General features: G+C 50.6%; 44 protein-coding genes and 3 pseudogenes. 40 read left to right on the plus strand and 7 right to left on the minus strand.

Annotation, left to right across the window (positions count from 1 at the left end; translation table 11 throughout):
• The 3 genes and pseudogenes from tuf to bfr all read left to right on the plus strand — a co-directional run.
• Positions 1-175 (plus strand): annotated as a pseudogene (tuf, locus tag K5I40_RS23490) (elongation factor Tu); the annotation flags it as partial.
• A gap of 177 nt (positions 176-352) precedes the next feature.
• Complete coding sequence (gene bfd, locus K5I40_RS23495) at positions 353-547, plus strand: bacterioferritin-associated ferredoxin (protein WP_039032069.1); 195 nt, start codon at positions 353-355, stop codon at positions 545-547.
• A gap of 70 nt (positions 548-617) precedes the next feature.
• Positions 618-1,094 (plus strand): bacterioferritin, encoded by a 477-nt coding sequence (gene bfr / locus K5I40_RS23500; protein ID WP_032614711.1) that lies wholly within the window; start codon positions 618-620, stop codon positions 1,092-1,094.
• Here the strand turns inward: bfr and K5I40_RS23505 are convergent.
• A complete protein-coding gene (locus K5I40_RS23505; protein WP_138371061.1) occupies positions 1,078-1,551 on the minus strand; it encodes an A24 family peptidase in 474 nt (157 codons plus the stop codon). The two genes, bfr and K5I40_RS23505, sit on opposite strands and share 17 nt — an antisense overlap.
• Positions 1,552-1,941: 390 nt before the next feature.
• Between K5I40_RS23505 and rpsJ the strand changes: the two genes are divergently transcribed.
• The 31 genes from rpsJ to K5I40_RS23660 all read left to right on the plus strand — a co-directional run bounded on the left by rpsJ (position 1,942) and on the right by K5I40_RS23660 (position 16,797).
• A complete protein-coding gene (gene rpsJ / locus K5I40_RS23510; RefSeq protein ID WP_001181005.1) occupies positions 1,942-2,253 on the plus strand; it encodes a 30S ribosomal protein S10 in 312 nt (103 codons plus the stop codon).
• A 32-nt stretch (positions 2,254-2,285) separates the two neighbouring features.
• Positions 2,286-2,915, plus strand: coding sequence for a 50S ribosomal protein L3 (gene rplC, locus K5I40_RS23515; RefSeq protein WP_016538466.1), 630 nt, complete (start codon positions 2,286-2,288; stop codon positions 2,913-2,915).
• Positions 2,916-2,925: 10 nt separating this feature from the next.
• Positions 2,926-3,531, plus strand: coding sequence for a 50S ribosomal protein L4 (rplD, locus tag K5I40_RS23520; RefSeq protein WP_003031119.1), 606 nt, complete (start codon positions 2,926-2,928; stop codon positions 3,529-3,531).
• Positions 3,528-3,830 (plus strand): 50S ribosomal protein L23, encoded by a 303-nt coding sequence (rplW, locus tag K5I40_RS23525; RefSeq protein ID WP_004868363.1) that lies wholly within the window; start codon positions 3,528-3,530, stop codon positions 3,828-3,830. Before rplD ends, rplW begins: the two co-directional genes overlap by 4 nt.
• Positions 3,831-3,847: 17 nt before the next feature.
• Positions 3,848-4,669, plus strand: coding sequence for a 50S ribosomal protein L2 (rplB, locus tag K5I40_RS23530; protein ID WP_000301859.1), 822 nt, complete (start codon positions 3,848-3,850; stop codon positions 4,667-4,669).
• Between the two features lie 16 nt (positions 4,670-4,685).
• Positions 4,686-4,964: a 30S ribosomal protein S19 gene (gene rpsS / locus K5I40_RS23535; RefSeq protein WP_001138115.1), complete on the plus strand. Its 279-nt coding sequence runs from the start codon at positions 4,686-4,688 to the stop codon at positions 4,962-4,964.
• Between the two features lie 14 nt (positions 4,965-4,978).
• Complete coding sequence (rplV, locus tag K5I40_RS23540; protein WP_002919773.1) at positions 4,979-5,311, plus strand: 50S ribosomal protein L22; 333 nt, start codon at positions 4,979-4,981, stop codon at positions 5,309-5,311.
• Between the two features lie 17 nt (positions 5,312-5,328).
• Positions 5,329-6,030 (plus strand): 30S ribosomal protein S3, encoded by a 702-nt coding sequence (gene rpsC, locus K5I40_RS23545; RefSeq protein WP_000529945.1) that lies wholly within the window; start codon positions 5,329-5,331, stop codon positions 6,028-6,030.
• Positions 6,031-6,042: 12 nt separating this feature from the next.
• Positions 6,043-6,453 carry a 50S ribosomal protein L16 gene (gene rplP, locus K5I40_RS23550; RefSeq protein ID WP_002919759.1) on the plus strand — a complete coding sequence of 137 codons (411 nt, stop codon included), beginning with the start codon at positions 6,043-6,045 and terminating at the stop codon, positions 6,451-6,453.
• The gene (gene rpmC / locus K5I40_RS23555; protein WP_032614707.1) at positions 6,453-6,644 is read left to right on the plus strand and encodes a 50S ribosomal protein L29; all 192 of its coding nucleotides are present in this window, start codon (positions 6,453-6,455) and stop codon (positions 6,642-6,644) included. The genes rplP and rpmC overlap by 1 nt, the downstream gene beginning before the upstream one ends.
• Positions 6,644-6,898 (plus strand): 30S ribosomal protein S17, encoded by a 255-nt coding sequence (rpsQ, locus tag K5I40_RS23560; RefSeq protein ID WP_008503489.1) that lies wholly within the window; start codon positions 6,644-6,646, stop codon positions 6,896-6,898. The genes rpmC and rpsQ overlap by 1 nt, the downstream gene beginning before the upstream one ends.
• Before the next feature lie 165 nt (positions 6,899-7,063).
• A complete protein-coding gene (gene rplN, locus K5I40_RS23565; protein WP_004160583.1) occupies positions 7,064-7,435 on the plus strand; it encodes a 50S ribosomal protein L14 in 372 nt (123 codons plus the stop codon).
• A 10-nt stretch (positions 7,436-7,445) separates the two neighbouring features.
• Positions 7,446-7,760 (plus strand): 50S ribosomal protein L24, encoded by a 315-nt coding sequence (gene rplX / locus K5I40_RS23570; protein ID WP_003863287.1) that lies wholly within the window; start codon positions 7,446-7,448, stop codon positions 7,758-7,760.
• Between the two features lie 14 nt (positions 7,761-7,774).
• Positions 7,775-8,314, plus strand: coding sequence for a 50S ribosomal protein L5 (gene rplE, locus K5I40_RS23575; RefSeq protein ID WP_039032067.1), 540 nt, complete (start codon positions 7,775-7,777; stop codon positions 8,312-8,314).
• 14 nt (positions 8,315-8,328) lie between these two features.
• Complete coding sequence (rpsN, locus tag K5I40_RS23580; protein ID WP_032614701.1) at positions 8,329-8,634, plus strand: 30S ribosomal protein S14; 306 nt, start codon at positions 8,329-8,331, stop codon at positions 8,632-8,634.
• Between the two features lie 30 nt (positions 8,635-8,664).
• Positions 8,665-9,057: a 30S ribosomal protein S8 gene (rpsH, locus tag K5I40_RS23585; RefSeq protein WP_032614699.1), complete on the plus strand. Its 393-nt coding sequence runs from the start codon at positions 8,665-8,667 to the stop codon at positions 9,055-9,057.
• Between the two features lie 12 nt (positions 9,058-9,069).
• Positions 9,070-9,603, plus strand: coding sequence for a 50S ribosomal protein L6 (rplF, locus tag K5I40_RS23590; RefSeq protein ID WP_039032066.1), 534 nt, complete (start codon positions 9,070-9,072; stop codon positions 9,601-9,603).
• Positions 9,604-9,612: 9 nt separating this feature from the next.
• Positions 9,613-9,966 (plus strand): 50S ribosomal protein L18, encoded by a 354-nt coding sequence (gene rplR, locus K5I40_RS23595; protein ID WP_032614694.1) that lies wholly within the window; start codon positions 9,613-9,615, stop codon positions 9,964-9,966.
• A 14-nt stretch (positions 9,967-9,980) separates the two neighbouring features.
• Positions 9,981-10,481: a 30S ribosomal protein S5 gene (gene rpsE / locus K5I40_RS23600; protein ID WP_007369821.1), complete on the plus strand. Its 501-nt coding sequence runs from the start codon at positions 9,981-9,983 to the stop codon at positions 10,479-10,481.
• Between the two features lie 6 nt (positions 10,482-10,487).
• A complete protein-coding gene (gene rpmD, locus K5I40_RS23605) occupies positions 10,488-10,667 on the plus strand; it encodes a 50S ribosomal protein L30 (protein ID WP_003863301.1) in 180 nt (59 codons plus the stop codon).
• Between the two features lie 3 nt (positions 10,668-10,670).
• Complete coding sequence (gene rplO, locus K5I40_RS23610) at positions 10,671-11,105, plus strand: 50S ribosomal protein L15 (RefSeq protein ID WP_039032065.1); 435 nt, start codon at positions 10,671-10,673, stop codon at positions 11,103-11,105.
• 7 nt (positions 11,106-11,112) lie between these two features.
• Positions 11,113-12,444 (plus strand): preprotein translocase subunit SecY, encoded by a 1,332-nt coding sequence (gene secY / locus K5I40_RS23615; RefSeq protein ID WP_039032064.1) that lies wholly within the window; start codon positions 11,113-11,115, stop codon positions 12,442-12,444.
• 31 nt (positions 12,445-12,475) lie between these two features.
• The gene (gene rpmJ, locus K5I40_RS23620) at positions 12,476-12,592 is read left to right on the plus strand and encodes a 50S ribosomal protein L36 (protein WP_000868187.1); all 117 of its coding nucleotides are present in this window, start codon (positions 12,476-12,478) and stop codon (positions 12,590-12,592) included.
• 146 nt (positions 12,593-12,738) lie between these two features.
• Entirely contained in the window at positions 12,739-13,095 is a 357-nt protein-coding gene (gene rpsM, locus K5I40_RS23625; RefSeq protein WP_003031135.1) for a 30S ribosomal protein S13, read from the plus strand.
• Positions 13,096-13,111: 16 nt separating this feature from the next.
• Positions 13,112-13,501 carry a 30S ribosomal protein S11 gene (rpsK, locus tag K5I40_RS23630; protein ID WP_003863312.1) on the plus strand — a complete coding sequence of 130 codons (390 nt, stop codon included), beginning with the start codon at positions 13,112-13,114 and terminating at the stop codon, positions 13,499-13,501.
• Positions 13,502-13,535: 34 nt separating this feature from the next.
• The gene (rpsD, locus tag K5I40_RS23635) at positions 13,536-14,156 is read left to right on the plus strand and encodes a 30S ribosomal protein S4 (RefSeq protein WP_032614687.1); all 621 of its coding nucleotides are present in this window, start codon (positions 13,536-13,538) and stop codon (positions 14,154-14,156) included.
• Between the two features lie 25 nt (positions 14,157-14,181).
• Positions 14,182-15,171 carry a DNA-directed RNA polymerase subunit alpha gene (locus K5I40_RS23640; RefSeq protein ID WP_002919219.1) on the plus strand — a complete coding sequence of 330 codons (990 nt, stop codon included), beginning with the start codon at positions 14,182-14,184 and terminating at the stop codon, positions 15,169-15,171.
• A 40-nt stretch (positions 15,172-15,211) separates the two neighbouring features.
• Positions 15,212-15,595, plus strand: a complete 384-nt coding sequence (gene rplQ, locus K5I40_RS23645) for a 50S ribosomal protein L17 (RefSeq protein WP_001216368.1) — start codon at positions 15,212-15,214, stop codon at positions 15,593-15,595.
• A 104-nt stretch (positions 15,596-15,699) separates the two neighbouring features.
• Positions 15,700-16,068: a DUF1992 domain-containing protein gene (locus K5I40_RS23650; protein WP_139563731.1), complete on the plus strand. Its 369-nt coding sequence runs from the start codon at positions 15,700-15,702 to the stop codon at positions 16,066-16,068.
• 2 nt (positions 16,069-16,070) lie between these two features.
• Complete coding sequence (gene zntR / locus K5I40_RS23655; protein ID WP_039032062.1) at positions 16,071-16,496, plus strand: Zn(2+)-responsive transcriptional regulator; 426 nt, start codon at positions 16,071-16,073, stop codon at positions 16,494-16,496.
• A 55-nt stretch (positions 16,497-16,551) separates the two neighbouring features.
• A complete protein-coding gene (locus K5I40_RS23660; protein ID WP_223075807.1) occupies positions 16,552-16,797 on the plus strand; it encodes an alternative ribosome-rescue factor A in 246 nt (81 codons plus the stop codon).
• Here K5I40_RS23660 and mscL read toward each other — a convergent pair.
• From mscL to def, 5 genes and pseudogenes are all read right to left on the minus strand, one after another.
• Complete coding sequence (mscL, locus tag K5I40_RS23665) at positions 16,765-17,181, minus strand: large-conductance mechanosensitive channel protein MscL (RefSeq protein WP_223075806.1); 417 nt, start codon at positions 17,179-17,181, stop codon at positions 16,765-16,767. The two genes, K5I40_RS23660 and mscL, sit on opposite strands and share 33 nt — an antisense overlap.
• Before the next feature lie 148 nt (positions 17,182-17,329).
• The gene (gene trkA, locus K5I40_RS23670) at positions 17,330-18,706 is read right to left on the minus strand and encodes a Trk system potassium transporter TrkA (RefSeq protein ID WP_039032060.1); all 1,377 of its coding nucleotides are present in this window, start codon (positions 18,704-18,706) and stop codon (positions 17,330-17,332) included.
• 22 nt (positions 18,707-18,728) lie between these two features.
• A complete protein-coding gene (gene rsmB, locus K5I40_RS23675) occupies positions 18,729-20,015 on the minus strand; it encodes a 16S rRNA (cytosine(967)-C(5))-methyltransferase RsmB (RefSeq protein WP_223075805.1) in 1,287 nt (428 codons plus the stop codon).
• 52 nt (positions 20,016-20,067) lie between these two features.
• Positions 20,068-21,014: pseudogene (gene fmt, locus K5I40_RS23680) on the minus strand (methionyl-tRNA formyltransferase).
• Between the two features lie 25 nt (positions 21,015-21,039).
• Entirely contained in the window at positions 21,040-21,549 is a 510-nt protein-coding gene (gene def / locus K5I40_RS23685; RefSeq protein ID WP_223075804.1) for a peptide deformylase, read from the minus strand.
• Between the two features lie 127 nt (positions 21,550-21,676).
• Between def and dprA the strand changes: the two genes are divergently transcribed.
• From dprA to K5I40_RS23715, 6 genes and pseudogenes are all read left to right on the plus strand, one after another.
• A complete protein-coding gene (dprA, locus tag K5I40_RS23690) occupies positions 21,677-22,801 on the plus strand; it encodes a DNA-protecting protein DprA (protein WP_223075803.1) in 1,125 nt (374 codons plus the stop codon).
• Positions 22,773-23,246, plus strand: coding sequence for a DUF494 family protein Smg (smg, locus tag K5I40_RS23695; protein WP_039032055.1), 474 nt, complete (start codon positions 22,773-22,775; stop codon positions 23,244-23,246). The genes dprA and smg overlap by 29 nt, the downstream gene beginning before the upstream one ends.
• 26 nt (positions 23,247-23,272) lie before the next feature.
• The gene (locus K5I40_RS23700; protein ID WP_223075802.1) at positions 23,273-23,815 is read left to right on the plus strand and encodes a type I DNA topoisomerase; all 543 of its coding nucleotides are present in this window, start codon (positions 23,273-23,275) and stop codon (positions 23,813-23,815) included.
• Positions 23,816-23,819: 4 nt separating this feature from the next.
• Positions 23,820-24,392 carry an L-threonylcarbamoyladenylate synthase type 1 TsaC gene (gene tsaC, locus K5I40_RS23705; protein WP_039032053.1) on the plus strand — a complete coding sequence of 191 codons (573 nt, stop codon included), beginning with the start codon at positions 23,820-23,822 and terminating at the stop codon, positions 24,390-24,392.
• Positions 24,393-24,395: 3 nt separating this feature from the next.
• Entirely contained in the window at positions 24,396-25,214 is an 819-nt protein-coding gene (aroE, locus tag K5I40_RS23710) for a shikimate dehydrogenase (RefSeq protein WP_223075801.1), read from the plus strand.
• Positions 25,211-25,458: pseudogene (locus tag K5I40_RS23715) on the plus strand (DUF1488 domain-containing protein). Before aroE ends, K5I40_RS23715 begins: the two are co-directional and overlap by 4 nt.
• Here the strand turns inward: K5I40_RS23715 and K5I40_RS23720 are convergent.
• On the minus strand, positions 25,434-25,988 hold the full coding sequence (locus K5I40_RS23720) for a gamma carbonic anhydrase family protein (protein WP_223075800.1): 555 nt from the start codon (positions 25,986-25,988) through the stop codon (positions 25,434-25,436). The pseudogene K5I40_RS23715 and the gene K5I40_RS23720 sit on opposite strands and share 25 nt — an antisense overlap.
• Between the last annotated feature and the right edge of the window lie 501 nt (positions 25,989-26,489).

Raw genomic sequence — 26,489 nt, forward strand, 5'->3', positions numbered from 1 at the left:
CGTGACCGGTACCATCGAACTGCCAGAAGGCGTTGAGATGGTAATGCCAGGCGACAACATCAAAATGGTTGTTACCCTGATCCACCCAATCGCGATGGACGACGGTCTGCGTTTCGCAATCCGTGAAGGTGGCCGTACCGTTGGCGCGGGTGTTGTTGCTAAAGTTCTGGGCTAATTAATTATCCCTGAATTAAAAAGGACGCTTCGGCGTCCTTTTTTGTTTTTGCAGGATTGTCCCTGTCACAAATTTTCGCATTTTTTGTTCGCTCCCGCCCCGTATCATGGCGATTGTGCTATTGTAATCATAATTATTCTCACTTACACTTTGCGCATATTTTGAACGGGAGTGGTTATGTACGTTTGTTTATGTAACGGTGTAAGCGATAAAAAAATTCGGCAGGCCGTTCGCCAGTTTCAACCTCAATCTTTTCAGCAGCTGCGTAAGTTTATTCCAGTAGGAAATCAATGCGGTAAGTGCGTTCGTGCTGCCCGTGAAATCATGCAGGATGAATTGATGCAGATCCCGGAATACAAAGAGATTGCCTGAGACTCACTCTTTTTTTTGACATCCCTGTAGCCCCATCTACGCTTCAATGAGTGGAAGCGGAGGGACTATAATGAAAGGTGATATTAAAATCATAAGTTATCTCAATAAATTATTGGGAAATGAGCTTGTCGCAATCAATCAATACTTTCTCCATGCGAGAATGTTCAAAAACTGGGGGCTGACTCGCCTCAACGACGTTGAATACCATGAATCTATCGACGAGATGAAACATGCCGATAAGTACATCGAGCGTATTTTATTTCTCGAAGGTATCCCCAACCTGCAGGATCTTGGCAAGCTGGGCATTGGTGAAGATGTCGAAGAAATGCTGCGTTCGGATCTGGCACTGGAACTTGAGGGTGCGAAAGACTTGCGTGAAGCTATCGCTTATGCGGACAGCGTTCACGATTACGTCAGCCGCGACATGATGATTCAGATCCTGGCCGATGAAGAAGGTCATATTGACTGGCTCGAAACTGAACTGGATCTTATTGGTAAAATTGGGCTGCAAAATTACCTCCAGTCGCAGATTAAAGTGGAAAGCTGATCAGGCTGTCCATGCCCAGCATTAAACCCGCTGCCGCCATAAAAGGCCCAAATGGTAGCGGGTTTTTTAATACCTGTTTTTCAGGTTTGCACATCGCAAGTATCAAAAGATAAAGCGTTGCCAACAGGGCAGCTGATAAAGCCAGTACAGGAAGCACGCACCACCCATGCCAGGCACCCAGTGCACCCAGATACTTCACATCACCATATCCCAGACCTTCACGTTTTCGAATCAATTTATAAGTCCAATAAATAATCGCGAAACCAGCATAGCCCGCTATCGCGCCCGCCACTGCGGCAGGCAACTGCTCGGGACGAAGACAAAGGTGATAAAGCAGACCAGCCCAGAGCAGAGGACACAGGTATTTATCCGGAAGCAAATGCGATCGGATATCCTCACGAACAAGCAGGATGGTTAAACCCAGGTAGGTTATCAGAAAGGGTAGGGTAGTGAGCATTGGCCTTGACCTCCATGTAATGTGTGCGGCCATACTCCTCTCAAACCTGAAGGCTAAACAAATAAAAAAACATAACTCTGCGAGACGCCTTCCTGACTGTTATCGCGACGCGGTAATTTTGCAGCACGTTTACGAGGCGCCTCGCAAAAAGTGAGCGCTACCGTCTATTTTCTAAACCAGGCTTGCGTCTTGCGCAGATTTACGTATAATGCGCGGGCTTGTCGTAATTGACAGCTGGTTCAATCTGAACCCCGGGCAACAATCTTTTTCAGTTGCCTAACAACGCTCCCAATCGGGGGGCTACGTAAGAACGGTTACACTCTCCCATCAATCGTAATGGGTCTGAGTAGTGATCATTTTCGTTTATAAAATAATTGGAGCTCTGGTCTCATGCAGAACCAAAGAATCCGTATCCGCCTTAAAGCGTTTGATCATCGTCTGATCGATCAATCAACCGCGGAAATCGTCGAGACTGCTAAGCGCACTGGTGCGCAAGTCCGTGGTCCGATCCCGCTGCCGACCCGCAAAGAGCGCTTTACCGTACTGATCTCTCCGCACGTTAACAAAGACGCGCGTGATCAGTACGAGATCCGCACTCACAAGCGTCTGGTTGACATCGTTGAGCCAACTGAGAAAACCGTTGATGCTCTGATGCGTCTGGATCTGGCTGCCGGTGTAGACGTGCAGATCAGCCTGGGTTAATCAGGTCATCGAGCGATTGAGAGGTTGATACAATGATTGGTTTAGTCGGTAAAAAAGTGGGTATGACCCGCATCTTCACTGAAGATGGCGTTTCTATCCCAGTAACCGTAATCGAAGTTGAAGCAAACCGCGTTACTCAGGTTAAAGATCTGGCTAACGATGGCTACCGTGCCGTTCAGGTTACCACTGGTGCTAAAAAAGCTAACCGTGTAACCAAGCCGGAAGCTGGTCACTTCGCTAAAGCTGGCGTAGAAGCTGGCCGTGGTCTGTGGGAATTCCGTCTTGCTGAAGGCGAAGAGTTCACCGTAGGTCAGGACATTAGCGTTGAGCTGTTTGCAGAAGTTAAAAAAGTTGACGTAACCGGTACCTCTAAAGGTAAAGGTTTTGCTGGTACCGTTAAGCGCTGGAACTTCCGTACCCAGGACGCTACTCACGGTAACTCCTTGTCTCACCGCGTTCCGGGTTCTATCGGTCAGAACCAGACTCCGGGCAAAGTGTTCAAAGGCAAGAAAATGGCAGGTCAGCTGGGTAACGAACGTGTAACCGTTCAGAGCCTGGACGTAGTACGTGTTGACGCTGAGCGCAACCTGCTGCTGGTTAAAGGTGCGGTTCCGGGTGCAACCGGTAGCGACCTGATCGTTAAACCAGCTGTGAAGGCGTAAGGGGATAGCAATGGAATTAGTATTGAAAGACGCGCAGAGCGCGCTGACTGTTTCCGAAACTACCTTCGGTCGTGATTTCAACGAAGCGCTGGTTCACCAGGTTGTTGTTGCTTATGCAGCTGGTGCTCGTCAGGGTACTCGTGCTCAGAAGACTCGTGCTGAAGTAACTGGTTCCGGCAAAAAGCCGTGGCGCCAGAAAGGTACCGGCCGTGCGCGTTCAGGTTCTATCAAGAGCCCGATCTGGCGTTCCGGTGGCGTGACCTTCGCTGCTCGCCCGCAGGACCACAGTCAAAAAGTTAACAAAAAGATGTACCGCGGCGCGCTGAAAAGCATCCTGTCCGAACTGGTACGTCAGGATCGTCTGATCGTTGTCGAATCTTTCTCTGTAGAAGCGCCTAAAACTAAGCTGCTGGCACAGAAACTGAAAGACATGGCTCTGGAAGATGTGCTGATCATCACCGGTGAGCTGGACGAGAACCTGTTCCTGGCTGCGCGCAACCTGCACAAGGTTGACGTACGCGATGCAACTGGTATCGACCCGGTTAGCCTGATCGCCTTCGACAAAGTCGTAATGACTGCTGATGCTGTTAAGCAAGTTGAGGAGATGCTGGCATGATTCGTGAAGAACGTCTGCTGAAGGTGCTGCGTGCACCGCACGTTTCTGAAAAAGCGTCTGCTGCGATGGAAAAAACTAACACCATCGTTCTCAAAGTTGCTAAAGACGCGACCAAAGCAGAAATCAAAGCTGCTGTGCAGAAACTGTTTGAAGTCGAAGTCGAAGTCGTTAACACCCTGGTAGTTAAAGGGAAAGTTAAACGTCACGGACAGCGTATCGGTCGTCGTAGCGACTGGAAAAAAGCTTACGTCACCCTGAAAGAAGGCCAGAATCTGGACTTCGTTGGCGGCGCTGAGTAAGTCGGAGGAGTAATACAATGGCAGTTGTTAAATGTAAACCGACATCTCCGGGTCGTCGCCACGTTGTTAAAGTGGTTAACCCTGAGCTGCACAAGGGCAAGCCTTTTGCTCCGTTGCTGGAAAAGAACAGCAAATCCGGTGGTCGTAACAACAATGGCCGTATCACCACTCGTCACATCGGTGGTGGCCACAAGCAGGCTTATCGTATTGTTGACTTTAAACGCAACAAAGACGGTATCCCAGCAGTTGTTGAGCGTCTTGAGTACGATCCGAACCGTTCCGCGAACATCGCGCTGGTTCTGTACAAAGATGGCGAACGCCGTTACATCCTGGCCCCTAAAGGCCTGAAAGCTGGCGACCAGATTCAGTCTGGCGTTGATGCTGCAATCAAAGCAGGTAACACCCTGCCGATGCGCAATATCCCGGTTGGTTCTACCGTTCATAACGTAGAAATGAAACCAGGTAAAGGCGGTCAGCTGGCACGTTCCGCTGGTACTTACGTTCAGATCGTTGCGCGTGATGGTGCTTATGTCACCCTGCGTCTGCGTTCTGGTGAAATGCGTAAAGTCGAAGCAGACTGCCGCGCTACTCTGGGCGAAGTTGGCAATGCTGAGCATATGCTGCGCGTTCTGGGTAAAGCAGGTGCTGCACGCTGGCGTGGTGTTCGTCCTACCGTTCGCGGTACTGCGATGAACCCAGTCGACCACCCACATGGTGGTGGTGAAGGTCGTAACTTTGGTAAGCACCCGGTAACTCCGTGGGGCGTTCAGACCAAAGGTAAGAAGACCCGCAGCAACAAGCGTACTGATAAATTTATCGTACGTCGCCGTAGCAAATAATATTAGAGGATAAGCCATGCCACGTTCTCTCAAGAAAGGTCCTTTTATTGACCTGCACTTGCTGAAGAAGGTAGAGAAAGCGGTGGAAAGCGGAGACAAGAAGCCCCTGCGCACTTGGTCCCGTCGTTCAACGATCTTTCCTAACATGATCGGTTTGACCATCGCTGTCCATAATGGTCGTCAGCACGTTCCAGTATTTGTTTCCGACGAAATGGTCGGCCACAAACTGGGTGAATTCGCACCGACTCGTACTTATCGCGGCCACGCTGCTGATAAAAAAGCGAAGAAGAAATAAGGTAGGAGGAAGAGATGGAAACTTTAGCTCAACATCGCCATGCTCGTTCTTCTGCTCAGAAGGTTCGCCTTGTTGCTGACCTGATTCGCGGTAAGAAAGTGTCGCAGGCCCTGGATATTCTGACCTACACCAATAAGAAAGCGGCTGTACTGGTCAAGAAAGTTCTGGAATCTGCCATTGCTAACGCTGAACACAACGATGGCGCTGACATTGACGATCTGAAAGTCGCGAAAATCTTCGTAGACGAAGGCCCGAGCATGAAGCGCATTATGCCGCGTGCGAAAGGTCGTGCAGATCGCATCCTGAAGCGCACCAGCCACATTACTGTGGTTGTGTCCGATCGCTGAGACTCTGGAGACTAGCAATGGGTCAGAAAGTACATCCTAATGGTATTCGCCTGGGTATTGTAAAACCATGGAACTCAACCTGGTTTGCGAACACCAAAGAATTCGCTGACAACCTGGACAGCGATTTTAAAGTACGTCAGTACCTGACTAAGGAACTGGCTAAAGCGTCTGTATCTCGTATCGTTATCGAGCGTCCAGCTAAGAGCATCCGTGTGACCATTCACACTGCTCGCCCTGGCATCGTAATCGGTAAGAAAGGCGAAGACGTAGAAAAACTGCGCAAGGTCGTAGCGGATATCGCTGGCGTTCCTGCACAGATCAATATCGCTGAAGTTCGTAAGCCTGAACTGGACGCTAAATTGGTTGCTGACAGCATCACTTCACAGCTGGAACGTCGCGTTATGTTCCGTCGTGCTATGAAGCGTGCCGTACAGAACGCAATGCGTCTGGGCGCTAAAGGTATCAAAGTTGAAGTTAGCGGCCGTCTGGGCGGCGCGGAAATCGCACGTACCGAATGGTACCGCGAAGGTCGCGTACCGCTGCACACTCTGCGTGCTGACATCGACTACAACACCTCTGAAGCGCACACCACTTACGGTGTAATCGGCGTTAAGGTATGGATCTTCAAAGGTGAGATCCTGGGTGGTATGGCTGCTGTTGAACAACCGGAAAAACCGGCTGCGCAACCTAAAAAGCAGCAGCGTAAAGGCCGTAAATAAGGAGCGTCGCTGATGTTACAACCAAAGCGTACAAAATTCCGTAAAGTGCACAAAGGCCGCAACCGTGGTCTGGCGCAGGGTACGGATGTTAGCTTCGGCACTTTCGGTCTGAAAGCTGTTGGCCGTGGTCGTCTGACTGCACGTCAGATCGAAGCAGCACGTCGTGCTATGACCCGTGCAGTTAAGCGTCAAGGTAAAATTTGGATCCGTGTATTCCCGGACAAACCAATTACCGAGAAGCCGCTGGAAGTTCGTATGGGTAAAGGTAAAGGTAACGTGGAGTACTGGGTTGCCTTGATTCAGCCGGGCAAAGTCCTGTATGAAATGGACGGTGTTCCGGAAGAGCTGGCCCGTGAAGCCTTCGGCCTGGCAGCAGCGAAACTGCCTATCAAAACCACCTTTGTAACTAAGACGGTGATGTAATGAAAGCAAATGAGCTGCGTGAAAAAAGCGTAGAAGAGCTGAACGCTGAGCTGCTGAACCTGCTGCGTGAGCAGTTCAACCTGCGTATGCAGGCTGCAAGTGGCCAGCTGCAACAGACTCACCTGCTGAAGCAAGTGCGTCGTGATGTTGCACGCGTTAAGACTTTACTGACTCAGAAGGCGGGTGCGTAATGACCGATAAAATCCGTACTCTGCAAGGTCGTGTTGTTAGCGACAAAATGGAGAAATCCATCGTTGTTGCTATCGAACGTATTGTGAAACACCCGATCTACGGTAAATTCATCAAGCGTACGACCAAACTGCACGTACATGACGAGAACAACGAATGTGGTATCGGCGACAAGGTTGAAATCCGTGAATGCCGTCCACTGTCCAAGACTAAGTCCTGGACGCTGGTTCGCGTTGTAGAGAAAGCGGTTCTGTAATAGAGTAGCCTTCTCGATACGAATAAACGGCTCAGCAATGGGCCGTTTATTTTTTCTACCCATATTGCAGAAGCGGTGTTATAATGCCGCGCCCTCGATATGGGGCTTTTTAACGGCTCTGATTTTAGAGTCTCAGGTAGTAGTTGACATTAGCGGAGCACTGAAATGATCCAAGAACAGACTATGCTGAACGTCGCCGACAACTCCGGTGCACGTCGCGTAATGTGTATCAAGGTTCTGGGTGGCTCGCACCGTCGCTACGCAGGCGTAGGCGACATCATCAAGATCACCATCAAGGAAGCAATTCCACGTGGTAAGGTCAAGAAAGGTGATGTGCTGAAAGCGGTAGTGGTGCGCACCAGGAAGGGTGTTCGTCGCCCTGACGGTTCTGTCATTCGCTTCGATGGTAATGCATGCGTTATTTTAAACAATAACAGCGAGCAGCCTATCGGCACGCGTATCTTTGGGCCGGTAACTCGTGAACTTCGTACTGAAAAGTTCATGAAAATTATCTCTCTGGCACCAGAAGTACTCTAAGGAGCGAATCATGGCAGCGAAAATCCGTCGTGATGACGAAGTTATCGTGTTAACCGGTAAAGATAAAGGTAAACGCGGTAAAGTAAAAAATGTTCTGTCTTCCGGCAAACTCGTCGTTGAAGGTATCAACCTGGTCAAGAAACATCAGAAGCCGGTTCCGGCCCTGAACCAGCCAGGTGGCATCGTTGAAAAAGAAGCTGCAATTCAGGTTTCCAACGTTGCAATCTTCAATGCGGCAACCGGTAAGGCTGACCGTGTAGGCTTTAGATTCGAAGACGGCAAAAAAGTCCGTTTCTTCAAGTCTAACAGCGAAACTATCAAGTAATTTGGAGTAGTACGATGGCGAAACTGCATGATTACTACAAAGACGAAGTAGTTAACAAACTCATGACTGAGTTTAACTACAATTCTGTCATGCAAGTCCCTCGGGTCGAGAAGATCACCCTGAACATGGGTGTTGGTGAAGCGATCGCTGACAAGAAACTGCTGGATAACGCAGCAGCTGACCTGACAGCAATCTCCGGTCAAAAACCGCTGATCACCAAAGCACGCAAATCTGTTGCAGGCTTCAAAATCCGTCAGGGCTATCCGATCGGCTGTAAAGTAACTCTGCGTGGCGAACGCATGTGGGAGTTCCTTGAGCGCCTGATCTCTATTGCTGTTCCTCGTATCCGTGACTTCCGTGGCCTGTCCGCTAAGTCTTTCGACGGTCGTGGCAACTACAGCATGGGTGTCCGTGAGCAGATCATCTTCCCAGAGATCGACTACGATAAAGTCGATCGCGTGCGTGGTTTGGATATTACCATTACCACTACTGCGAAATCTGACGAAGAAGGCCGCGCTCTGCTGGCTGCGTTTGACTTCCCGTTCCGCAAGTAAGGTAGGGTTACTGAATGGCTAAGCAATCAATGAAAGCACGCGAAGTAAAGCGCGTGGCTTTAGCTGATAAATTCTTCGCTAAACGCGCTGAACTGAAAGCGATCATTTCTGATGTGAACGCTTCCGACGAAGATCGTTGGAATGCTGTTCTCAAGCTGCAGTCTCTGCCGCGTGATTCCAGCCCGTCTCGTCAGCGTAACCGCTGTCGTCAAACAGGTCGTCCACATGGTTTCGTGGGCAAGTTCGGGTTGAGCCGTATCAAACTGCGTGAAGCCGCCATGCGCGGTGAAGTACCAGGCTTGAAAAAGGCTAGCTGGTAATTACCAATTGAATCACGGGAGTAAAGACAGATGAGCATGCAAGATCCGATCGCGGATATGCTGACCCGTATCCGTAACGGTCAGGCCGCGAACAAAGTTGCGGTCACCATGCCTTCCGCCAAGCTGAAAGTGGCAATTGCCAACGTGCTGAAGGAAGAAGGTTTTATCGAAGATTTTAAAGTTGAAGGCGACACCAAGCCGGAACTGGAACTTACTCTTAAGTATTTCCAGGGTAAAGCTGTTGTAGAAAGCATTCAGCGTGTCAGCCGCCCAGGCCTGCGCATCTATAAGAAAAAAGATGAGCTGCCAAAAGTTATGGCCGGCATGGGTATCGCAGTTGTTTCTACCTCTAAAGGTGTTATGACTGATCGTGCAGCGCGCCAGGCTGGTCTTGGTGGCGAAATTATCTGCTACGTAGCCTAATCGGAGGAAAAAATGTCTCGTGTTGCTAAAGCACCGGTCGTTATTCCTGCCGGCGTTGATGTAAAAATCGACGGTCAGGTTATTACGATCAAAGGTAAAAATGGCGAGCTGACTCGTACCCTCAACGATGCTGTTGAAGTTAATCATGCAGACAACGCTCTGACCTTCGGCCCACGTACTGGTTACGTTGATGGCTGGGCTCAGGCTGGTACCGCGCGTGCCCTGCTGAACTCAATGGTTGTTGGTGTTACCGAAGGCTTCACTAAAAAGCTTCAGCTGGTTGGTGTAGGTTACCGTGCAGCGATCAAAGGGAATGCAGTAGGCCTGTCTCTGGGCTTCTCACACCCTGTTGAACATCAGCTGCCAGCAGGTATTACTGCAGAATGTCCGACTCAGACTGAAATCGTGCTGAAAGGCGCTGATAAACAGCTGATCGGTCAGGTTGCAGCAGATCTGCGCGCCTACCGTCGTCCTGAGCCTTATAAAGGCAAGGGTGTTCGTTACGCCGACGAAGTCGTGCGTACCAAAGAGGCTAAGAAGAAGTAAGGTAACACTATGGATAAGAAATCTGCTCGTATCCGTCGTGCGACCCGCGCACGCCGCAAGCTCAAAGAGCTGGGTGCAACTCGCCTGGTGGTACATCGTACCCCGCGTCATATTTACGCACAGGTCATTGCACCAAACGGTTCTGAAGTTCTGGTAGCTGCTTCTACTGTAGAAAAAGCTATTACAGAACAATTGAAGTACACCGGTAACAAAGACGCTGCTGCAGCTGTAGGTAAAGCTGTTGCTGAACGCGCTCTGGAAAAAGGCATCACAGTTGTGTCCTTTGACCGTTCCGGGTTCCAATATCATGGTCGCGTCCAGGCACTGGCAGATGCTGCCCGTGAAGCTGGCCTTCAGTTCTAAGGTAGAGGTGTAAGATGGCTCACATCGAAAAACAGGCTGGCGAACTGCAGGAAAAGCTGATCGCGGTTAACCGCGTATCTAAAACTGTTAAAGGTGGTCGTATTTTCTCCTTCACAGCTCTGACTGTAGTTGGTGACGGTAACGGTCGCGTTGGTTTTGGTTACGGTAAAGCGCGTGAAGTTCCAGCAGCGATCCAGAAAGCGATGGAAAAAGCCCGTCGCAATATGATTAACGTCGCGCTGAACCACGGCACCCTGCAGCACCCAGTTAAGGGTACTCACACGGGTTCTCGTGTCTTCATGCAGCCAGCTTCCGAAGGTACCGGTATCATCGCCGGTGGTGCAATGCGCGCCGTTCTGGAAGTTGCTGGAGTTCATAACGTTCTGGCTAAAGCATATGGTTCCACCAACCCGATCAACGTGGTTCGTGCAACTATTGATGGCCTGGAAAATATGAAATCTCCAGAAATGGTCGCTGCCAAGCGTGGTAAATCCGTTGAAGAAATTCTGGGGTAATTGACCATGGCAAAGACTATTAAAATTACACAAACCCGCAGTGCAATCGGACGTCTGCCGAAACACAAGGCAACGCTGCTTGGCCTGGGTCTGCGTCGTATTGGTCATACCGTTGAGCGCGAGGATACTCCTGCTGTTCGTGGTATGGTCAACGCGGTTTACTTCATGGTTAAAGTTGAGGAGTAAGAGATGCGTTTAAATACTCTGTCTCCGGCCGAAGGCTCTAAAAAGGCGGGTAAACGCCTGGGTCGTGGTATCGGTTCTGGCCTCGGCAAAACCGGTGGTCGTGGTCACAAAGGTCAGAACTCTCGTTCTGGCGGTGGCGTACGTCGCGGTTTCGAGGGTGGTCAGATGCCACTGTACCGTCGTCTGCCGAAGTTCGGCTTCACTTCTCGCAAATCAGCGATCACAGCCGAAGTTCGTCTGTCTGACCTGGCGAAAGTTGAAGGCGGCGTTGTAGACCTGAACACGCTGAAAGCAGCAAACATTATCGGTATTCAGATCGAGTTCGCGAAAGTGATCCTGTCTGGTGAAGTTTCTACTCCGGTAACTGTTCGTGGCCTGCGTGTTACTAAAGGTGCTCGTGCTGCTATCGAAGCTGCTGGCGGTAAAATTGAGGAATAAGTAGCAGATGGCTAAACAACCGGGATTAGATTTTCAAAGTGCCAAAGGTGGGCTTGGCGAACTGAAACGCAGACTTTTGTTTGTAATCGGTGCGCTGATTGTTTTCCGTATTGGCTCTTTCATTCCGATCCCTGGTATTGATGCCGCTGTACTTGCCAAACTGCTTGAGCAACAGCGTGGCACCATCATTGAAATGTTTAACATGTTCTCTGGTGGTGCTCTCAGCCGTGCTTCTATCTTTGCTCTGGGTATCATGCCGTACATTTCGGCATCGATTATTATCCAGCTGTTGACGGTCGTTCATCCGACTCTGGCAGAACTGAAGAAAGAAGGGGAGTCTGGTCGTCGTAAGATCAGCCAGTACACCCGTTACGGCACTCTGGTGCTGGCAATATTTCAGTCGATCGGTATTGCTACCGGTCTTCCGAATATGCCTGGTATGCAGGGCCTGGTTATTAACCCGGGCTTTGCATTCTATTTCACCGCTGTTGTAAGTCTGGTCTCAGGAACAATGTTCCTGATGTGGCTCGGCGAACAAATTACTGAACGTGGTATCGGTAACGGTATTTCGATCATTATTTTCGCTGGTATTGTTGCGGGACTCCCGCCAGCCATTGCCCATACGATCGAGCAAGCGCGTCAAGGCGACCTGCACTTCCTCCTGTTGCTGTTGGTTGCAGTATTAGTATTTGCAGTGACGTTCTTTGTTATCTTCGTTGAACGTGGTCAACGCCGCATTGTGGTAAACTACGCAAAACGTCAGCAAGGTCGTCGTGTCTATGCTGCACAGAGCACACATTTACCGCTGAAAGTGAATATGGCAGGGGTAATCCCGGCAATCTTCGCTTCCAGTATTATTCTGTTCCCGGCAACCATCGCGTCATGGTTCGGGGGCGGTACTGGTTGGAACTGGCTGACAACAATTTCGCTGTATTTGCAGCCTGGGCAACCGCTTTATGTGTTACTCTATGCGTCTGCGATCATCTTCTTCTGTTTCTTCTACACGGCGTTGGTCTTCAACCCACGTGAAACAGCAGATAACCTGAAGAAGTCCGGTGCATTTGTACCAGGAATTCGTCCGGGAGAGCAAACGGCGAAGTATATCGATAAAGTAATGACTCGCCTGACTTTGGTTGGTGCGCTTTATATTACTTTTATTTGCCTGATCCCGGAGTTCATGCGTGATGCGATGAAAGTACCGTTCTACTTCGGTGGAACCTCACTGCTTATCGTTGTTGTCGTGATTATGGACTTTATGGCTCAAGTGCAAACTCTGATGATGTCAAGTCAGTACGAGTCTGCATTGAAGAAGGCGAACCTGAAAGGCTACGGCCGCTAAAAGGTCGCCCGAGAAGTTACGGAGAGTAAAAATGAAAGTTCGTGCTTCCGTCAAGAAATTATGCCGTAACTGCAAAATCGTTAAGCGTGATGGTGTCATCCGTGTGATTTGCAGTGCCGAGCCGAAGCATAAACAGCGCCAAGGCTGATTATTTCGCATATTTTTCTTGCAAAGTTGGGTTGAGCTGGCTAGATTAGCCAGCCAATCTTTTGTATGTCTGTACGTTTCCATTTGAGTATCCTGAAAACGGGCTTTTCAGCATGGTGCGTACATATTAAATAGTAGGAGTGCATAGTGGCCCGTATAGCAGGCATTAACATTCCTGATCAGAAACATGCTGTGATCGCATTAACTTCGATCTATGGCGTCGGCAAGACCCGTTCTAAAGCCATTCTGGCTGCAGCGGGTATCGCTGAAGATGTTAAGATCAGTGAGCTGTCTGAAGAACAAATCGACACGCTGCGTGACGAAGTTGCCAAATTTGTCGTTGAAGGTGATCTGCGCCGTGAAGTTAGCATGAGCATCAAGCGCCTTATGGACCTTGGTTGCTATCGCGGTTTGCGTCATCGTCGTGGTCTGCCAGTGCGCGGTCAGCGTACTAAGACCAACGCACGTACCCGTAAGGGTCCGCGCAAACCGATCAAGAAATAATCGGGGTGATTGAATAATGGCAAAGGCACCAGTTCGTGCACGTAAGCGTGTAAGAAAACAAGTCTCTGACGGCGTGGCTCATATCCATGCTTCTTTCAACAACACCATCGTTACTATTACTGATCGTCAGGGTAACGCACTGGGTTGGGCAACAGCCGGTGGTTCCGGTTTCCGTGGTTCTCGCAAATCCACTCCGTTCGCAGCTCAGGTTGCAGCAGAGCGTTGCGCTGAAGCCGTAAAAGAATACGGCATCAAGAATCTGGAAGTTATGGTAAAAGGTCCGGGTCCGGGTCGCGAATCTACCGTTCGTGCTCTGAACGCCGCTGGTTTCCGCATCACTAATATTACTGATGTGACTCCGATCCCTCATAACGGTTGTCGTCCGCCGAAAAAACGTCGCGTATAACGCGTTCGTTTTCCAGGTTTGTTGGAGATAGAAAATGGCAAGATATTTGGGTCCTAAGCTCAAGCTGAGCCGTCGTGAGGGCACCGACTTATTCCTTAAGTCTGGCGTTCGCGCGATCGATACCAAGTGTAAAATTGAACAAGCTCCTGGCCAGCACGGTGCGCGTAAACCGCGTCTGTCTGACTATGGTGTGCAGTTGCGTGAAAAGCAGAAAGTTCGCCGTATGTACGGTGTGCTGGAGCGTCAGTTCCGTAACTACTATAAAGAAGCAGCACGTCTGAAAGGCAACACCGGTGAAAACCTGTTGGCTCTGCTGGAAGGTCGTCTGGACAACGTTGTATACCGTATGGGCTTTGGCGCCACTCGTGCTGAAGCACGTCAGATGGTTAGCCATAAAGCAATCATGGTAAACGGTCGTGTTGTTAACATCGCTTCTTATCAGGTTAAAGCGAATGACGTTGTTAGCATTCGTGAGAAAGCGAAAAAGCAATCTCGCGTGAAAGCCGCTCTGGAGCTGGCTGAGCAGCGTGAAAAGCCAACCTGGCTGGAAGTTGATGCTGGCAAGATGGAAGGTACGTTCAAGCGTCAGCCGGAACGTTCTGATCTGTCTGCGGACATTAACGAACACCTGATCGTCGAGCTTTACTCCAAGTAAAGCTTAGTACCAAAGAGAGGACACAATGCAGGGTTCTGTGACAGAGTTTCTAAAACCGCGCCTGGTAGATATCGAGCAAGTGAGTTCGACGCACGCCAAGGTGACCCTTGAGCCTTTAGAGCGTGGCTTTGGCCATACTCTGGGTAACGCACTGCGCCGTATTCTGCTCTCATCGATGCCGGGTTGCGCGGTGACCGAGGTTGAGATTGATGGTGTACTTCATGAGTACAGCACCAAAGAAGGCGTTCAGGAAGATATCCTTGAAATCCTGCTCAACCTGAAAGGGCTGGCGGTGAGAGTTCAGGGTAAAGATGAAGTTATTCTTACTCTGAATAAATCTGGCATTGGCCCTGTGACTGCAGCCGACATCACCCATGATGGTGATGTCGAAATCGTCAAGCCGCAGCACGTGATCTGCCACCTGACCGATGAGAACGCAGCTATTAGCATGCGTATCAAAGTTCAGCGCGGTCGTGGTTATGTGCCGGCTTCTGCCCGAATTCATTCGGAAGAAGATGAGCGCCCAATCGGCCGTCTGCTGGTCGACGCATGCTACAGCCCTGTAGAGCGTATTGCCTACAATGTTGAAGCAGCGCGTGTAGAACAGCGTACCGACCTGGACAAGCTGGTCATCGAAATGGAAACCAACGGCACAATCGATCCTGAAGAGGCGATTCGTCGTGCGGCAACCATCCTGGCAGAACAACTGGAAGCTTTCGTTGACTTACGTGATGTACGTCAGCCGGAAGTGAAAGAAGAGAAACCAGAATTCGATCCGATCCTGCTGCGCCCTGTTGACGATCTGGAATTGACTGTCCGCTCTGCTAACTGCCTCAAGGCAGAAGCTATCCACTATATCGGTGATCTGGTACAGCGTACCGAGGTTGAGTTGCTGAAAACGCCGAACCTGGGTAAAAAATCTCTTACTGAGATTAAAGACGTGCTGGCTTCACGTGGTCTGTCTCTGGGCATGCGCCTGGAAAACTGGCCACCGGCAAGCATTGCTGACGAGTAACCGGATCACAGGTTAAGGTTTTACTGAGAAGGATAAGGTCATGCGCCATCGTAAGAGTGGTCGTCAACTGAACCGCAACAGCAGCCATCGCCAGGCTATGTTCCGCAACATGGCAGGTTCACTGGTTCGTCATGAAATCATCAAGACGACCCTGCCTAAAGCGAAAGAGCTGCGTCGCGTAGTTGAGCCGCTGATTACTCTTGCCAAGACTGACAGCGTTGCTAATCGTCGTCTGGCATTCGCCCGCACTCGTGATAACGAGATCGTGGCAAAACTGTTTAATGAACTGGGCCCGCGTTTCGCGAGCCGTGCCGGTGGTTACACTCGCATTCTGAAGTGTGGCTTCCGTGCAGGCGACAACGCTCCGATGGCTTACATCGAGCTGGTTGATCGTTCAGAGAAAGCAGAAGCTGCTGCAGAGTAATCTGTAGTATCGTAAAAACCCGCCTCGGCGGGTTTTTTTATATCTGCTGCATCCCCACTTTTCTACAATAGTCATATTCTTTTCCTTCTCTCCGGAGTTTTGCTATGTGGCTACTCGACCAATGGGCAGAGAGACACATTCAGGATGCCCAACGGCAGGGTGAATTCGATAACCTACCCGGCAATGGCCAGCCTTTGGTACTGGATGACGATTCGCATGTACCTCCTGAACTGCGCGCCGGCTATCGCATGTTGAAAAATGCCGGTTGTCTCCCTCCTGAACTTGAACAGCGTAAGCAGGCGCTCGAGCTGTCTCAACTCCTCGCCACCGTCAGGGAAGGATCTGCAGAGTATACGGATTACACTCGTCGTCTTGCTCTCCTGGAACTTAAACTTCGTCAGGCAGGAGTAAGTACTGAGTTTCTGCATGGTGATTACGCCGGGCGGTTGATGCAAAAAATTAAGGAGGACTAGAAATGTATCGTATTGGCGAAATTGCGAAGCTGGCAGACGTCACACCCGATACCATTCGGTATTACGAAAAGCAGCAGATGATGGAACATGAAATACGCACGGAGGGCGGTTTTCGGTTGTACACCGACAGGGATCTTCAACGCCTGAAGTTTATTCGCCATGCGCGACAGCTGGGTTTCACGCTGGAGTCGATCCGCGAGTTACTGTCGATCCGCATCGATCCTGAACACCACACCTGTCAGGAATCCAAAAGCATTGTGCAGGCAAGACTGAGTGAGGTTGAAGCGCGCATCGAAGAGCTTCAAACCATGCGGCTGTCATTACAGCGACTGAATGATGCGTGTTGTGGTACCGCACACAGCAGTGTTTATTGTTCTATTCTGGAAACCCTTGAACAAGGGGCAAATGGCGGGTCTCGCGGATGTTGATTTTATTATCAACTCCACCTACACTCGCGTTGATATTTTGAACACTGGAGAGAGTATGAGCCATTATCAGCACAAGAAAGGGCAGATCAACGATAACGCCATCGAAGCACTATTGCATGATCCCTTATTCAGACAGCGAATCGAGAAAAACAAGAAAGGGAAAGGAAGTTATCTGCGTAAAACTAAACATGCAAAACGGGGTAACTGGGAGGCCAGTGGCAAGCAAGCGAATCGCTTTCTTACCACTGGCCTTCTTGCTTTAAGGGGATTACAAAATGCGATTGTTCTGCGCTTTCAGTAAATCGCGGATTTCAGTAAGCAAGACTTCTTCTTTCGATGGCGCTGGCGGGGCTGCCGGTTCTTCTTTTTTCTTACGATTTAATCTGTTGATGAGCTTGATGGCCATGAAGATGGCGAAAGCAACAATCACAAAATCAAATACATTTTGAATAAATACGCCATAGTGCATTACCACAGCAGGGATATCACCCTGTGCTTCACGTAGCGTTACGGCGAATTGTTTAAAATCGATCCCGCCAATCAACAGCCCCAGTGGTGGCATGATGATATCGGCAACCAGTGATGAAACGATCTTGCCAAACGCCGCACCAATAATGACACCCACAGCCAAATCCACTACATTTCCGCGCATCGCAAATTCGCGAAATTCTTTGATAAAACTCATTTTGTTCTCCTTGTGCCAGCTGACAAATACAAGTTTAACAAATCATTAGAGGATTGCCATTGAAGAGATACATGCGTCACAGAAATATAACCCTTACATATTATTGGGTTAAATAGAAAAGGTGCTGCTAACAGCACCTTTTTGGCGATCACAGGAAGAAAGGACTTGGCTGGAACAAACGTTCGACGTCGGTAATAAACTTTTTATCCGTCAGGAACATAATGACGTGATCGCCTTGCTCAATACGTAAATTGTCATTGGCAATCATCACATCATTACCGCGCACTACTGCACCAATAATGGTGCCCGGCGGGAGTTTAATTTCATCAATAGTACGTCCAACCACACGTGATGTACTCTCATCACCATGCGCCACGGCTTCGATCGCTTCTGCCACACCACGACGCAGGGAAGAAACTCCCACAATATCTGCTTTTCGCACATGGCTTAGCAGGGCAGAGATGGTTGCCTGTTGCGGCGAAATCGCAATATCAATCACGCTGCCCTGCACCAGATCGACATAGGCCCGACGCTGGATCAGCACCATGACCTTTTTCGCACCCATCCGTTTAGCCAGCATTGCTGACATGATGTTCGCTTCATCATCGTTGGTAACAGCAATGAAAAGATCGACTTGATCGATATGCTCTTCGGCAAGCAGCTCCTGATCCGACGCATCGCCATAAAAAACGATCGTATTTTGCAGTTTTTCTGCCAGTTCAGCGGCGCGCTGTTGATCGCGTTCGATCAATTTGACGCTGTAATCTTTTTCCAGCTGTCGTGCCAGGCCGGCACCGATATTACCGCCACCGACCAGCATGATGCGCTTATAGGGTTTTTCCAGCCGCTGGAGCTCACTCATTACCGCACGGATATGCTGTGATGCGGCGATAAAGAAGACTTCGTCCCCGGCTTCGACAATGGTTGAACCTTGCGGACGGATAGGGCGGTCATGACGGAAAATCGCGGCGACGCGCGTGTCAATGTGTGGCATATGTTCGCGCATCGTTGAGAGTGCGTTACCGATCAACGGGCCACCATAGTAGGCTTTAACCACCGCGAGACTGACCTTGCCTTCCGCAAAATTTACAACCTGCAGTGCACCCGGATATTCGATCAACCGGTAAATACTGTCGATAACCAGCTGCTCTGGCGCGATCAAATGGTCGATCGGAACCGCTTCGGAATTAAACAACTTGTCGGCATCGCGAACGTAATCCGGAGAACGGATGCGCGCGATTCGGTTTGGAGTGTTAAATAACGAATAGGCAACCTGACAGGCAACCATATTGGTTTCATCAGAACTGGTGACAGCTACCAGCATGTCTGCGTCATCAGCCCCGGCTTCTCGCAACACCCGCGGGTGAGAGCCATGACCCTGTACCACACGCAGATCGAATTTATCCTGCAGCCCGCGCAGACGATCGCCGTTGGTATCAACGATAGTGATGTCGTTATTCTCACCGACCAGGTTTTCTGCCAGCGTACCGCCTACCTGTCCCGCGCCCAGAATGATTATCTTCATATCTTGTGACCCGTTATCAACATCACTCTTTGATTAGCTTAGCGTAAAAGAAGCCATCGCCTTCTTCTGCCCCGGGCAGGTTTTGTTTGCCGGGTAACTCTGGCGTGCCGGTCAGATGCAGACGGGCATCAGGGGTACGCTTCAGGAACGCGGCGATCTGCTGGCTATTCTCTTCTGGCAGCACAGAACAGGTGGCATAAACCATCGTCCCGCCTGTTTTCAGATGTGGCCAGATGGCGTCTAGGATCTCTGACTGCAGCTGTGCCAGTTCCTTGATATCCCGGTCACGGCGCAACCATTTAATATCCGGGTGACGGCGTATAACACCGGTAGCTGAGCAAGGGGCATCCAGTAAAATACGATCGAACTGCTCATCCCCACACCACTGGGCAGGCGTCCGCCCGTCCCCTTGCTTCACCTCGACCTTCATGCCCAGACGTTTGAGGTTATCGTAGACACGAGAAAGACGCTGTTCGTCAACGTCGATGGCCATCACGCTTGCCTGCGGCGCGACTTCCAGAATGTGTGTGGTTTTACCGCCCGGCGCGGCGCAGAGATCAAGGATCCGCTCGCCATTCTGCGGTTCAAGCCAGGTCATACAGCCTTGTGCTGAAGCGTCCTGAACGGTCACCCAGCCCTGTTCAAACCCTGGAAGGGCATGCACCGGAGCTGGCGCAGCCAGACGCACCGCATCGCTGTATTCAGGATGAGAGAACCCGGTCATCCCGGCTTCTTCCAGCAGTGCCAGCCAGGCATCGCGTGAGTGGTGATTGCGGTTAACGCGCAGCCACATCGGTGGACGCTGGTTATTGGCCTCAATCAGCGTTTCCCACTGCTGGGGATAGGCCTTCTGCAGACGTTTTAATAACCAGTCGGGATGCAGGAAACGTTTTTCCGTACGGGCAAACTCAGCCAGCAGCTCATCTTGCTGACGCTGAAACTGACGCAAAACGCCATTAATCAGCCCTTTAAGCTGCGGGCGCTTTACTGCAACCGCGCCTTCTACGGTTTCTGCCAGTGCAGCATGAGGAGGAATACGGGTATGCAGCAACTGATAGAAGCCAACCATGATCAGGTAGTGAACGACGCGCTGCTTGCCCGCCATCGGGCGCGCCATGAGTTTTCCGATCAACCATTCCAGCTGGGGTAACGTGCGCAGGACACCAAAGCACAACTCCTGAAGCAGTGCCTTATCTTTATCGGAAACTTTTTGCTGTAACGGTGGCAGAACATTGCTCAGTGACTGGCCCTGTTCGACCACTTGCTCGATTGCCTGTGCTGCCAGGCTGCGTAAATTTTGTTTTTTCATAACCGCAAAAATAAAAATGCCCGGAAACTCCGGGCCTTAAATTGAGATGATCTCAGGCGAGACTGTTGCCAGGCGTAAACCATTCACGGCGAGAGTTCAGAAGGTCCTGCGCGCTCATGGCTTTTTACCTGCAGGTTGTAAGGATTCCAGATTAAGGATCCCTTCAACTGTCGCGACCTGAATACCCTGCTTACTGGCTTCGATAATTGTTCCAGGTGCAGCGTTGGTGTTGCTATCAATCACGGAAGCCTTCCAGACTTTCACCGGCTGCCCGTCTATTTCCAGCCAGCTCATTGGCCACGGATTAAATGCCCGGATGCAGCGCTCAAGCTGAGCAGCAGAAAGAGACCAGTCGAGGCGGGCCTCTTCTTTGCTGAGCTTTTCAGCATGTGTCACTAACGCTTCGTCCTGGACTTCGGGTTGAGTCCGACTCTCTGCCAATTGTTGCAGAGTATCAATCAGGCCTTTAGGCCCAAGTTCAGCCAGTTTGTCATACAGGGTGCCACTGGTGTCTTCGGCAGTAATTGGGCAAGAGAGCTTATACAGCATGTCGCCGGTATCCAGACCTACGTCCATCTGCATAATCGTCACGCCAGTTTCGGCATCGCCGGCCCATAAAGAACGCTGGATTGGCGCCGCGCCGCGCCAGCGTGGGAGCAGTGAACCATGGACATTAATGCAGCCCAGGCGAGGCATATCAAGAACCGCCTTTGGCAGGATGAGGCCATACGCCACAACCACCATGACATCTGCATTCAACTGAGCAACCAGCTGCTGATTTTCCTGCGGCCGTAACGACGCGGGCTGAAACACCGGTAAACCGTGCTCTTCTGCCAGCACTTTAACCGGGCTCGGCATCAGTTTTTTGCCACGGCCTGCCGGACGGTCGGGCTGGGTAAATACGCCAACAACCTGATGGCCAGACGACAACAGCGCGTCCAGATGACGCGCTGCAAAGTCAGGTGTACCTGCGAAGATGATACGTAGTGATGTAGACACGTTATTCCTTGTATCCGGGGTCACATTAAGCGCGAGCGCGCATGCGATCCAGTTTCTCTACTTTCTGACGAATACGCTGCTGCTTCAGTGGAGAGAGATAATCGATAAAGAGTTTACCGACCAGATGATCCATCTCATGCTGAATGCAGATGGCCAGCAGATCATCCGCTTCCAGTTCGAACGGCTTACCGTCGCGATCGAGCGCGCGGATTTTGACTTTTTCTGCACGCGGTACCAGCGCTCTCTGCTCAGGAATAGAGAGACAACCTTCTTCAATACCGGTTTCGCCGCTTTTTTCCAGGAGCTCCGGATTGATTAACACCAGGCGCCCGTCGTGGTTTTCAGAAACGTCGATGACGATGATACGCTGGTGAATGTCCACCTGCGTAGCCGCGAGACCAATGCCTTCTTCGGCGTACATCGTATCGAACATATCATCAATGATACGTTGAATTTCTGCATTCACTTCTTTAACCGGCTCGGCGACTTTGCGAAGGCGCTCGTCCGGGATATGTAACACTTGCAAAACTGCCATATATTTCCAGAGTCGTGTTCAGGAGTTGATAAGAATATAACCTCTATTCTAGACAAAACCCCCTCTGATTGACAGCATCAGTGACCAATCGCAAAGATTGCTATAGCGGCTTGTGGCAGGGGAAAGGATGACATCCACAGAGATTTGGCTACGCCTGATAAGCACGGGAGAATTGTACGGCGACAAGATGGTGGCGATAGCGCAGCGGATGCAGCGCGAGCCCCATATTGATGACGCTCTGCTGGTGGAAATGGGGCTCACCCATAAGCAAAAGGCGAAGTTTTTATCAGTTCCGCCTAATGAAATCGATCGCAGCATGGAGTGGCTGGTAGAGCAAGGGCATCACCTGATAAGTGCGGATAGTGCCCTGTATCCAGGCCAGCTACGCGCTATCACAGATTACCCGGGCGCTTTGTTTGTCAGGGGAAACCCCTCGTTGCTGTCGAGCCTGCAACTGGCCGTCGTAGGCAGCCGTACTCACTCCTGGTATGGGGAGCGCTGGGGGAAGATTCTTTGTGAGCAGCTGGCTCAGGCGGGGCTTACGATCACCAGCGGCCTCGCCTGTGGTATCGATGGTATCGCGCATCGCGCTGCGCTTAACGTTAAAGGTAAAAGCGTTGCAGTTCTGGGAAACGGGCTGGCAGATGTCTATCCTCGTCGCCATAAGGCGTTGGCTTCGCAACTTGTTGAGAGTGGCGGGGCTGTTATTTCTGAGTTTTCACTCGCGACACCTCCGTGGCCGGGGAATTTCCCTCGGCGTAACCGCATTATTAGCGGCCTCAGTCAGGGGGTATTCGTTATAGAAGCGCTGATAAGAAGTGGTTCGCTTGTGACGGCCAAATGTGCGCTTGAACAGGGGCGTGAAGTCTTCGCATTACCGGGAGCAATAGGGAGCCCGGGAAGTGAAGGTCCTCACTGGTTAATAAAGCAAGGCGCGACGCCCGTGACGGCGGTAGACGATATTCTGGAAAGTTTGCAATCTGGACTGAAATGGTTGCCAGAGGATCCCGAAAATTGGCTTTATTCATCAGATCAGGACCAGGTAGCATTGCCATTTCCTGAGCTCCTGGCTAACGTAGGAGATGAGGTAACACCTGTTGACGTTGTCGCTGAACGTGCCGGCCAACCTGTGCCAGTAACGGTAGCACAGCTACTGGAACTGGAGTTAGCAGGATGGATCGCAGCTGTACCCGGCGGCTATGTCCGATTAAGGAGGGCAAGCCATGTTCGACGTACTCATGTATTTGTTTGAGACTTACATCCATAACGAAGCTGAAGCACGCGTGGATCAGGACAAACTCACACGCGATCTCACCGATGCAGGTTTCGAACGGGAAGATATTTACAACGCGTTAATATGGCTGGAAAAACTGGCTGATTATCAGGAAGGCCTTGCCGAACCGATGCAGTTAGTTTCCGATCCACTGTCTGTACGCATCTATACGGCTGAAGAGTGTGAAAGGCTGGATGCCAGTTGCCGGGGATTTATCTTATTCCTGGAGCAGATTCAGGTGCTGAACCTCGAAACGCGAGAAATGGTGATAGAGCGCGTCATGGCGCTGGATACGGCAGAATTTGAGCTGGAAGATCTGAAGTGGGTCATCCTGATGGTTCTGTTCAATATTCCAGGGTGTGAAAATGCCTATCAGCAAATGGAAGAATTACTCTTTGAAGTGAATGAAGGTATGCTGCATTAATTCATCATGCAGCACCAAGAGTTGTTATGGCCAAATCAGCACTATTTACGGTGCGTAAAAATGAGTCCTGCCCGCAGTGTGGGGCAGAACTTGTTATCCGGTCCGGTAAACACGGGCCGTTTCTCGGTTGTTCGCACTATCCAGAATGTGATTATGTCCGTCCCCTGAAAAATCAGGCGGACGGGCATATTGTTAAAGTTCTGGAGGGACAGGCATGCCCGCAATGTGGTGGCGATCTGGCGCTGCGCCAGGGGCGTTTTGGCATGTTTATCGGCTGCAGCCACTATCCCGAATGCGATCACACTGAACAAATCGATAAACCAGATGAAACAGCCTTAGCCTGTCCGCAATGCGACAGCGGTCATCTCGTTCAACGCCGCTCACGCTATGGTAAGACATTCCACTCCTGCGATCGTTATCCTGAATGTCAGTTTGTTACCAATTTCAAACCGGTGGCGGGGAGCTGCCCTGAGTGCCATTACCCGCTACTTATCGAGAAAAAAACGGCGCAAGGGATGAAGCGCTTTTGCGCCAGTAAACAATGTGGAAAGCCGGTTTCGGCGGAATAATAAAGTGAAGAATAACCTGCAACCAGGCTCCGTTGCGTATGCAGTGGACGTGCTGAAGAATGAAGAAGTCATCGCCTATCCAACAGAAGCTGTTTTTGGGGTGGGATGCGATCCCGACAGCGAATTAGCCGTAACACGCTTATTAACACTGAAACAGCGTCCGGTCGAAAAAGGCCTGATTTTAATCGCTGCCAGTTTTGAACAGCTTAAGCCTTATATTGATGATTCCATGTTGACGTCAGCGCAGCGTGAAACCATTTTTTCAGCCTGGCCGGGGCCGGTAACCTTTGTGTTTCCGGCTTTGCCGACAACGCCACGATGGCTGACAGGGCGTTTCGACTCCCTTGCGGTGCGTGTGACGGACCATCCACTGGTTATCGAATTATGTAATCATTTTGGTAAACCGCTGGTTTCAACCAGCGCCAACCTGACGGGATTGCCTCCTTGCCGCACCTCAGAAGAGGTGGTAGCGCAGTTTGGCAGCGATTTCCCTGTGGTTATCGGTAATACCGGTGGCCGACAGAATCCGTCAGAAATTCGTGATGCTTTGACCGGCGAGCGTTTTCGCCAGGGGTAACAAATGGAAACCTACGCCGTTTTTGGTAATCCAATTGCGCATAGCAAGTCGCCGTTTATTCATCAGCAGTTCGCGCAACAGCTGCATATCGCTCACCCTTATGGCCGCGTACTTGCGCCCGTTGATGCCTTTGTAACGACGCTGGAGGCTTTTTTTGCTGGTGGCGGAAAAGGGGCGAATGTCACGGTGCCTTTTAAAGAAGAGGCTTTCGGGCGCGCCGATGAGTTAACAGAGCGGGCTTCCCTTGCGGGAGCCGTGAATACCCTCAAGCGTCTTGAAGACGGCCGAATTCTGGGGGACAACACAGATGGTATTGGCCTGCTGAGCGATCTGGAACGTTTATCATTTATCAAACCCGGCGCGCGGATCCTGTTGATTGGCGCAGGCGGCGCGGCGCGGGGTGTGATTTTACCTCTGCTCTCGCTGGATTGCGCAGTGACCATAACGAACCGTACTTATTCCCGGGCAGAAGAGTTGGCCGCTCTTTTCGCTCATACCGGCAGCATTCATGCTGTCGCCATGGACGCGTTGAGCAACCATGAATTCGACCTGATCGTTAATGCGACTTCAAGTGGCATCGGCGGTGAAATTCCCGCAATCCCCTCGTCATTAGTCAGTGAACATGTTTATTGCTATGACATGTTCTATCAGAAAGGCAAAACACCTTTTCTTAACTGGTGCGAGCAGCAAGGCGCAAAACATGTTGCTGATGGGCTGGGTATGCTGGTAGGGCAAGCTGCGCATGCGGTGATGCTCTGGCACGGTGTTCTGCCAGAAGTGGAGCCGGTCATTGAAAAACTTAAACTGGAGCTATCGGCATGAATCAGGCGATCCAGTTTCCGGATCGAGAAATCTGGGATGAAGAAAAGCTGGCCGTCTGTTTTCCGGCGCTGGTTAATGGTATGCAATGATGTGTGCCATTGAAGGGGTAACGTTGGCCCGTCGTTTTGGGGATGGCCTTCCCCTTGATAGGTTTCGTGAACATCGCTGGGATCTGGAAGAAGAAGCCAGCGATGCTATCCGTAATGGTGATGAGGACGATCAGGGTTGGTTCTGGCTTTCCTGATCCAGATAGTCATTCTTCCATTTAACGTAGTTATTGGCCGAGTACTTCAAACCTTCTATTTCCGCTTCCGTCAGGGGGCGGATCTGTTTTACCGGACTTCCTAAATAGAGAAAGCCACTTTCGAGCCGCTTGTTTTGTGGAACCAGGCTGCCGGCACCAATCATCACGTTATCTTCTACTAACACACCATCCAGCAAAATAGACCCCATGCCAACCAGAACGCGATTGCCTATCGTGCAGCCGTGCAACATCACTTTATGACCGACGGTAACTTCTTCACCCACGATCAGCGGATTACCTTCCGGGTTATAAGAGGATTTATGGGTGACATGCAGTACGCTGCCATCCTGAATATTGGTACGTGCGCCGATAGCGACATAGTTAACGTCACCACGAATGGCAACCAGCGGCCAGATACTGACATCATCACCCAGCCGGACATCGCCAATGACCACGCTGCTGCTGTCGATCATGACGCGATCGCCTTGTTTCGGGAAAAGATCTTTGTAGGGACGGATTACTGCAGACATATCGACCTCGACTGATGTGCGTTCTACAGAAGACTTTGATCCTATTACTCGGCTTGATCAAGGGGCATTTACGTCATTATTTGAGCATATCGGATGGGATTTCGGCGAAAAGAACGAAAAAAGAACAGTCGGAATAAAAGATCGAAAAAATGCTTGTGCTAAAAACTGGGATCCCTATAATGCGCCTCCATCGACACGGCGGATGTGAATCACTTCACACAAACAGCCGGGCCGGTTGAGGAGAAAAGCGTGAAATAATCGCTTGACTCTGAAAGAGGAAAGCGTAATATACGCCACCTCGCAACAGTGAGCGAAAGCCGCGTTGCACTGCTCTTTAACAATTTATCAGACAATCTGTGTGGGCACTCAAAGTGACATGGATTCTTAACGTCGCAAGACGAAAAATGAATACCAAGTCTCTGAGTGAACATACGTAATTCATTACGAAGTTTAATTCACGAGCATCAAACTTAAATTGAAGAGTTTGATCATGGCTCAGAT

It is taken from the genome of Leclercia sp. LTM14 (assembly GCF_023736175.1).
Classification (GTDB): Bacteria; Pseudomonadota; Gammaproteobacteria; order Enterobacterales; family Enterobacteriaceae; genus Enterobacter; species Enterobacter barmai.